8 protein-coding genes are annotated in these 7,836 nt (G+C 50.6%); 6 read left to right on the top strand and 2 right to left on the bottom strand.

The window, feature by feature from the left end; translation table 11 throughout:
* The coding region (locus J1785_RS05635; RefSeq protein WP_217218988.1) for a TerC family protein at positions 1-1,533 on the bottom strand (1,533 nt) is incomplete at its 3' end.
* 592 nt (positions 1,534-2,125) lie between these two features.
* On the opposite strand from J1785_RS05635, the gene manX reads away from it, so the two are divergent.
* From manX to mntP, 5 genes are all read left to right on the top strand, one after another.
* The gene (gene manX / locus J1785_RS05630) at positions 2,126-3,088 is read left to right on the top strand and encodes a PTS mannose transporter subunit IIAB (RefSeq protein WP_129951785.1); all 963 of its coding nucleotides are present in this window, start codon (positions 2,126-2,128) and stop codon (positions 3,086-3,088) included.
* A gap of 90 nt (positions 3,089-3,178) precedes the next feature.
* Positions 3,179-3,976, top strand: coding sequence for a PTS mannose/fructose/sorbose transporter subunit IIC (locus tag J1785_RS05625; RefSeq protein ID WP_101077145.1), 798 nt, complete (start codon positions 3,179-3,181; stop codon positions 3,974-3,976).
* A gap of 11 nt (positions 3,977-3,987) precedes the next feature.
* Entirely contained in the window at positions 3,988-4,830 is an 843-nt protein-coding gene (locus tag J1785_RS05620) for a PTS mannose transporter subunit IID (protein ID WP_129951786.1), read from the top strand.
* Positions 4,831-4,938: 108 nt separating this feature from the next.
* Positions 4,939-5,397: a DUF986 family protein gene (locus J1785_RS05615; protein ID WP_217218987.1), complete on the top strand. Its 459-nt coding sequence runs from the start codon at positions 4,939-4,941 to the stop codon at positions 5,395-5,397.
* Positions 5,398-5,609: 212 nt separating this feature from the next.
* Positions 5,610-6,182, top strand: a complete 573-nt coding sequence (mntP, locus tag J1785_RS05610; protein WP_129951788.1) for a manganese efflux pump MntP — start codon at positions 5,610-5,612, stop codon at positions 6,180-6,182.
* On the opposite strand, the gene rlmA is transcribed toward mntP, so the two are convergent.
* Positions 6,174-6,995: a 23S rRNA (guanine(745)-N(1))-methyltransferase gene (gene rlmA, locus J1785_RS05605; RefSeq protein WP_217218986.1), complete on the bottom strand. Its 822-nt coding sequence runs from the start codon at positions 6,993-6,995 to the stop codon at positions 6,174-6,176. The genes mntP and rlmA overlap by 9 nt on opposite strands.
* A gap of 147 nt (positions 6,996-7,142) precedes the next feature.
* Between rlmA and pgeF the strand changes: the two genes are divergently transcribed.
* On the top strand, positions 7,143-7,836 hold a 694-nt coding region (gene pgeF / locus J1785_RS05600; RefSeq protein WP_217218985.1), incomplete at its 3' end, for a peptidoglycan editing factor PgeF.

Here is a 7,836-nt window from a genome sequence, read left to right as displayed (position 1 = left end):
GGATGTCAGATGCCTGATACGCACCCGTTCAATACGGTATTCCGACACTTCAAGGATTTCAAAGTGCAGTGATGCCATTTCAATCACTTCCCCCACAACCGGCATCTGGCCTGATTTCGACAGCAGCAGCCCGGCAAGAGAAGCAAAGTCGTCGTCCGCATTCACCAACGTTTTGACGTCCAGAATTTGTTGCAACAGGTGTAAATCCGTTCCGCCTTTAGCAATCCAGGCATCACCATCAGCCACGACGTCCGGTGTTTCATCTTCGTCCGGGAATTCGCCTGCGATAGCCTCCAGTACGTCCAGCGGCGTCACCAGCCCCTGAATTACACCAAATTCATTACTGACCATCACCAGAAGCCCTCTGGCTTTGCGCAAAACCGCCAGCAGTTTGATGACATCCATTGTTTCCGGCACCACAATCGGCGGCGTTCTTTCCGCAAAAGCAATAATGCTTTCACCGTTTTCCAGCGCCACCAGCAGGTCTTTCGCGCGTACCACACCGATCACATCATCCAGCGAATAACGGCAAATCGGAAACAAACTGTGCGGTGTATCGAGAAGCTGACTGCGGATTTCATCCGGCGACTTCTCGCAGTCTACCCAGGAAATTTCGGTACGTGGCGTCATGATACTGCGCAGGGAACGTGACGCCAGCGTCAGTACGCCGGTGATCATATGCCGTTCTTCTTCAGCAAAGGTTTCACTGACCGGCACGACATCGCCATCAGGTTCATCTTCATGCTCATGCCGGCGTTTTCCGCCCATCAGTCGTTGAATGGCTTCCGCTGTACGTTCACGCATCGGGCGACTGGACTGGCTTTTCAGGAAGTTACGGCGCGCAATCTGGTTGAACAATTCAATCAGGATGGAGAAACCAATTGCAGCGTACAGGTAACCTTTCGGAATATGGAATCCGAAGCCTTCAGCAATCAGACTCAGGCCGATCATCAGCAGGAAGCTGAGACACAGCACCACCACGGTCGGATGGTTATTCACGAAGCGAGTCAGTGATTTGGACGCCAGCAGCATCACGCCCATCGCGATCACTACCGCAGTCATCATCACGGCCAGATTATTCACCATACCCACCGCAGTGATCACCGCGTCCAGCGAGAATACCGCGTCGAGCACCACGATCTGCGCCACTACTGCCCAGAAACTGGCGTAGCCTCGGTTCGGTGTGCCCTGCCCGTCATGCCCTTCCAGCCGCTCATGCAGCTCGGTAGTGGCTTTAAAAAGCAGGAATATCCCCCCGACTAACAAGATCAGATCGCGGCCTGAGAAACTAAATTGCGCAATACTGAACAGCGGTGTGGTCAGTTTCACCATCCAGGAAATCAGTGACAGCAAACCTAAACGCATGACCAATGCCAGCGAGAGGCCGATAATACGGGCTTTATCACGCTGCTTCGGCGGCAGTTTATCGGCAAGAATCGCGATGAAAACCAGGTTATCGATGCCCAGAACAATTTCCAGCACGACAAGCGTCAGCAAACCGACCCAGATTGAAGGGTCCATCAAAAATTCCATATCAGACTCCGCAATGAGTTAAAGAAAAAAGACGCACGAAAACGCGATACACCAGGCTGTCAGATGACCGTCCGGAGGTATGGGCTGCATAAAAAGCAGATGAAAGCGGTTTCAGTGCGGCAGAAATCAGGCCCATCGGGGCAGATTTGCCAGTAAAAATGAGGTGAAAAAGCGAAGGATAGCGACGTCGGTGACAGTCCATAGGGTGGGCTGAGGCCCGGTACTCCTGTTCAATTATTCGGAAAATCACTCTATCAGGAATGATTATGTGAAGAAAGAGTGTTTTTTTACCTCCGGCATCAATTTGAAACATCTATGCTGTTTTAATGTGCAATGTGAAACCGTATTCACAATACGTCTTTCAATAACGGACAGTCGTCACAAAAATTATTTTTTCGCACACTAAAATAAATCACGTCGCACAACCCGATGAGGTTCTGCCATTTTACAGTTTTGCAGTCTTATCAGAAATTAAGGAAAGTCAGGAAGCAGGGAATGCCCTGTCCGCCTCAGGAATAAAAACGGGCGGATATCATCAGCACCATTACTTATGTGCATAACTCTTTCCGAGAGTTAACAGAGGAGGTAGCGAGTGAGTATTGCTATTATCATCGGCACGCACGGGTCAGCGGCTGAGCAGTTGCTGAAAACAGCGGAAATGATTTTAGGTGAACAGGATAATGTCGCCTTTATTGATTTCGTTCCCGGCGAGAACGCCGAAACCCTGATCGAAAAGTACACGGCAAAGTTGGGCGGTTTAGACACCAGCAACGGCGTCCTTTTCCTGGTCGACACCTGGGGTGGCAGCCCGTTCAATGCCGCCAGCCGTATTGTTGTCGATAAAGAAAATTACGAAGTTGTCACCGGTGTTAACATCCCGATGCTGGCAGAGACTTTCATGGCCCGCGATGACAACCCTTCTTTTGCAGAACTGGTCGCCATTGCAGTGGAAACGGGGCGTATCGGCGTAAAAGCGCTGAAAACACCGGAACCTGCAGCTCAAGCCCCTGCCGCCGCTCCGGCGCCGAAAGCAGCCGCTCCGGTGCAACCTGCCGGCCCGAACGATCATATGAAGATCGGCCTTGCCCGAATCGATGATCGTTTGATCCATGGCCAGGTCGCGACCCGCTGGACCAAAGAAACCAACGTGACCCGCATTATTGTTGTCAGCGACGAAGTGGCTGCCGATACCGTGCGTAAAACGTTGCTCACTCAGGTTGCCCCTCCTGGTGTTACCGCACACGTTGTCGATGTTGCGAAAGCTATCCGTGTTTGGGATAACCCAAAATACGCGGGTGACCGCGTTATGTTGCTGTTCACTAACCCGACAGATGTTTTACGTCTGGTTGAAGGAGGTGTGAACATTACCTCCGTAAATATCGGGGGTATGGCCTTCCGTCAGGGCAAAACTCAGGTGAATAACGCCGTGTCTGTCGACGAAAAAGATATCGAAGCATTCAGGAAACTGAATGAAAAAGGTATCGAACTTGAAGTGCGCAAAGTCTCTACTGACTCACGCCTCAAGATGATGGATCTCATTAATAAAATGAATTAATAAGCGCATTGCTGTTGGCAGATTCCCTCAACGTTATCTGTCTGGTGTGCCTGTTTATACTCAGCGTCCTTTGGTCATAGGAGAAGTGCAATGGAGATCACCACACTACAAATTGTGCTGATATTTATTGTTGCATGTATTGCCGGGATGGGTTCGATCCTGGATGAATTTCAGTTTCACCGTCCGTTAGTCGCCTGTACCTTGATCGGTTTTGTTCTTGGTGATGTGAAAACCGGGATCATCATCGGCGGTACTCTGGAAATGATCGCACTTGGCTGGATGAACATCGGTGCTGCTGTCGCGCCAGATGCCGCCCTCGCCTCTATCATTTCTACCATTCTGGTTATCGCAGGCGGACAATCCGTCGGCGCGGGTATCGCACTGGCGATCCCGCTGGCAGCAGCAGGCCAGGTATTAACCATCATCGTTCGTACCATCACCGTCGCCTTCCAGCACGCAGCGGATAAAGCGGCTGAAAAAGGGAATCTGAACGCGATTAGCTGGATCCACGTTTCAGCACTGGTTCTGCAGGCAATGCGTATCGCCATCCCTGCCGTGATTGTTGCTGTTTCCGTGGGTACTGCGATTGTTCATGACTTGCTGGCATCTATCCCGGAAGTGGTCACCAACGGTCTGAACATCGCCGGTGGTATGATCGTCGTGGTAGGTTATGCCATGGTCATTAACATGATGCGTGCTGGCTATCTGATGCCATTCTTCTACCTCGGTTTCGTGACTGCTGCATTCACCAACTTCAACCTGGTTGCACTGGGTGTGATTGGTGTGGTGATGGCGGTTCTTTACATCCAGTTGAGCCCGAAATACAACAAATCCGCGCAAGCGGCGGCGGCACCGGGTGTTAACGATCTCGATAACGAATTGGATTAAGGGTGAAGGACATGGTTGATAAAACTGAAGTTAAAAAACTCACGGCCAGCGATATTCGCGGTGTGTTTATGCGCTCCAACCTTTTCCAGGGGTCATGGAACTTCGAACGTATGCAGGCGTTAGGCTTCTGCTTCTGTATGGTGCCTGCAATTCGTCGTCTGTATCCTGAGAATAACGATGACCGTAAAGCGGCCATCAAACGCCACCTGGAATTCTTCAATACCCATCCTTACGTTGCTGCCCCGGTTCTGGGTGTGACGCTGGCGATGGAAGAACAGCGTGCCAATGGTGCACCTATCGACGACGCGGCCATCAACGGCCTGAAAGTCGGTCTGATGGGGCCTCTTGCCGGTGTGGGTGACCCGATCTTCTGGGGTACTGTGCGTCCGGTGTTTGCTGCATTGGGGGCGGGTATCGCCATGACCGGCAGTCTGCTGGGTCCGTTGCTGTTCTTCGTTCTGTTTAACCTTGTACGCCTGTTGACCCGCTACTACGGTGTGTCTTATGGCTACAAAAAAGGTGTCGATATCGTTAACGATATGGGCGGCGGCTTCCTGCAAAAACTGACTGAGGGGGCGTCTATTCTCGGCCTCTTTGTCATGGGGGCGCTGGTTAACAAATGGACGCACGTTAACATTCCGCTGGTGGTGTCGAAAATCACTGACCAGACGGGCCATACCACCGTCACCACGGTACAGAGTATTCTGGACCAACTGATGCCGGGTCTGGTGCCATTGCTGCTGACCTTCGGTTGCATGTGGCTGTTGCGTAAGAAAGTGAATGCGTTGTGGATCATCGTTGGCTTCTTTGCCATCGGTATCTTCGGTTACTGGATTGGCCTGTTAGGTCTCTGATAACCTTCAAAACCGGGGGAAATTTTCCCCCGGTTTTTTTATGTCTGCTATTGATGTCTTTGTGATTTTCATTTTGTTTTGGCCTGATGGCTGTAAGCCGGAGTTTTCATGTCTGTAACCGATATCGTCCTCGCCCTCTTTACCCTCCTGTTACTTGCCTACGCTATCTATGACGAATTCATCATGGGCACACGCAATGGCAAAACGCGCCTGCGGGTCAACCTGCGCCGCCGCAACAGACTCGATTCGATTATCTTCATCGGTCTTCTGGCTATTCTTCTCTATAATAATATCCATGCGAATGGCACCGCTATTACCAATTATTTATTGATCGGCCTGGGGCTGATTGCTTTTTATCTCTCTTTTATTCGCTGGCCAAAAATACTGTTCAAACCGGAGGGGTTTTATTTCGCCAACACCTTCATCACCTATGATCGGATCCGCAGTATGAATCTTTCGGAAGAAGGCATCCTGGTATTTGAATTAGAACAGAAAAAGTTATTAATACGTGTAAACGAACTGGATGACCTTGAAAAAATATACAAAATTATGGTTAATACTCAATAAGTTACAACAAATCCACGTATTGTTGATTATAGCACAATGCATACTTACGAGAGATTTAATTAACCTTACCCTTTAAAGTGTCGTTAATTACGCTGTCCCTGAAATTCTATTCCCCTCCAAACTACAGCGTTATTTAAAACCCTATTTTATTTGGTGTTGTCCCCGATAAAAAGAGTGTGGTAAGGTTTCGCCGTCATTTGGGGGCTACTCTCGTGAATATATCCGCTACGCTTATTCTTGCTTTTGGCATGTCTATGGACGCCTTCGCTGTGTCAGTCGGTAAAGGAGCTACCCTCGACCGTCCCTGCTTTCGGGAAGCCTTTCGTACTGGTCTTATTTTTGGTGTTATAGAAGCCATCACACCGCTGATTGGCTGGTCTCTGGGACTGGTAGCCAGCCGGTACATCATGCAATGGAGCCAGTGGGTCGCATTTACCCTGCTGTTGATTCTGGGTGTACGCATGATCATCGAAGGGCTGAAAAATAAGCCGGAAGAGAACCTGACGACGGCAACCCGTCATAGTTTCTGGATCCTGGCGGCTACAGCTGTCTGCACCAGCCTTGATGCGTTGGCGATCGGTGTGGGTTTAGCCTTTCTTGATGTGAACATCATACATACCGCGCTGCTCATCGGTATGGCGACCACGGTGATGTCAACGCTTGGGATGATGCTCGGACGTTTTATCGGCCCGCTGCTAGGCAAATGGGCCGAAATTCTGGGAGGTGCAGTGCTGATCGCAATAGGATTAAACATCCTGCTGGAGCATCTGGGTTATTTACGCTGAGGGACGCTGATGTATTCTGATGAGAAAGTCTGTCTCGCATTCAAAGGCCGTCTGAGCCTTTAAGCTGGTCATCACTGCTTCTGTCGCCCGCCATGCGAATGGCGTCATCTGCAATAAATTAAATGCCTCTTCTCCGGAAAGCTTCATGCCATAGGCGAGTGTTTCAGTGCTTATCCGGTCAAAACCTTCCAGCCGTTCATCAAGATCAGTGTGCAGTTGCACATCCTGATAAATCAGCCCTTTCAGTTGGTATAAGTGACGCGGCCCTGGCGCCACCGTGATCACCAACCCGCCCGGTTTTATCGCCCGGTACAATTCCTGCGTCTTACAGGGTGCATAAATGCGAATAACTGCATCCAGCGAACCATCAGCAAAAGGCAAGCGATGGCTGGAGGCCACACAAAATGACACATCGCGATATCGTCTGGAGGCATAACGGATGGCAACTTTCGCCACATCCAGCCCGAAAACTCTCAACGCACGCTGCGGCATCAGTCTCTCAGCGAATGCTGCCGTGTAATACCCTTCCCCGCAGCCAATATCCAGCAATGTGTCTGCAGTTTGCGGGATGGCTTTATCAAGAATATCAGTCAGACGGTCCCGCAGAGGCTGATAGTGTCCGGCATCCAGGAATGCACGACGTGATACCATCATCTCTGTGCTGTCACCGGGCTGCTTTGAACGTTTATGCTGCACGGGCATCAGATTGACGTACCCCTCTTTCGCATTATCAAACTGATGATTAGCCGGACAACGCCATTGCTGACCGGTCAGCGTAAGCGGCTGGAAACAAAGCGGGCACTGATAAGTCATGCGGAAAACCTGCAAGAAAAGTCTGAGGGAGCGAAGATTCGCAATAGTGTTAAGTCTAAAGAAGGTGTTCCGGTGTTGCAACAGCTGGAAAATCCCGTTCAAAGGCGGCTACACTGGTTCCATAACATTTTTCTAACGAGAAACGAGATGAGTGACCACTCAGCTTTACTCCGTCAAATTCCCGGTATTGTGCATGGCTTCGGCGATAAACAGGCGCTACTCCCTGAGCATCTGCGCCGCTATGAAGCAACCCGGCCCGAAAAAAAACAGGTACACGGCACACGGATTGTGGATGTTACAGTCCCGGGCCAGCAATGCGGCGAAGCCGACGGTTTCATCACAGCAACACCAGGCATTCTTCTGGCCGTTTTCACTGCGGACTGTTTGCCGGTGATTTTCTGTCGTAAAGATGGCAAAGAAATAGCGGCAGTACACGCAGGTTGGCGCGGGCTGATCGATGGCATTCTGGAAAAGATGGCACAGCGGATTAATCAGTCGGGTGATACAGCACAGTGGGTTGCCTCTGTCGGCCCGGCGGCGGGGGCGTGCTGTTATGAGGTCAGTCAGGAACTGATTGATGCCTTTATACAACGTGTCGATTTACCTTCTGAACTCATCACACCATACCAACGTCATCTTGATCTGGCTGCCATTGCCGAAGCCAAATTGCGGGCGTTGGGGTTCGCAGACGTTGATCATACCGGCAGTTGTACAATTTGCTCGCCCGATTCGGCAGGAACCGGATTCAGGTATACCAGTTTTCGCCGTAACAGCCATCAGCGGGCACAAAACCCGACACATCCGGGTATCAGTGGCCGTAACCAACAGTCAGGAATTATGA

The organism is Rahnella perminowiae (assembly GCF_019049755.1).
Taxonomy (GTDB): domain Bacteria; phylum Pseudomonadota; class Gammaproteobacteria; order Enterobacterales; family Enterobacteriaceae; genus Rahnella; species Rahnella perminowiae.
This window is presented reverse-complemented; position numbering and strand designations above follow the sequence as displayed.